The organism is Stenotrophomonas sp. SrG (genome assembly GCF_050031795.1).
Classification (GTDB): domain Bacteria; phylum Pseudomonadota; class Gammaproteobacteria; order Xanthomonadales; family Xanthomonadaceae; genus Stenotrophomonas; species Stenotrophomonas rhizophila_A.
Genome location: NZ_JBNBBE010000126.1, coordinates 1 through 294 on the forward strand (window position 1 = coordinate 1; position 294 = coordinate 294).

Genomic DNA, 294 nt, shown 5'->3' on the forward strand with positions numbered 1-294 from the left:
ATATCCAGAACCTGGGGCTGCTGAGCGGCGTGCGGGTGCTCGGAACCCGAGTACACCTTGAGCTTGCGGTACCTGGCGCGGCCCAGCGGGCCCTTCGGCAGCATGCCCTTGACGGCGGTTTCGATGCCGCGCTCCGGGTGGCGCTCCAGCGCCTGGGCCAGAGTTTCGGTCTTCAGGTTGCCGCTGTAGCCAGTGAAGCGGTGGTACAGCTTGTCCTGCAGCTTGTTGCCGGTGACGGCAATCTTTTCTGCATTGATGACTACCAGGTAATCACCGGTATCAACGGGAGGGGTG

At 62.9% G+C, this 294-nt stretch carries 1 protein-coding gene; it reads right to left on the minus strand.

From position 1 onward, the window contains the following. Window positions 1–294: 50S ribosomal protein L13 (gene rplM, locus ACQG3P_RS19240; RefSeq protein ID WP_426805933.1), on the minus strand; the 294-nt coding region annotated here is incomplete at both ends.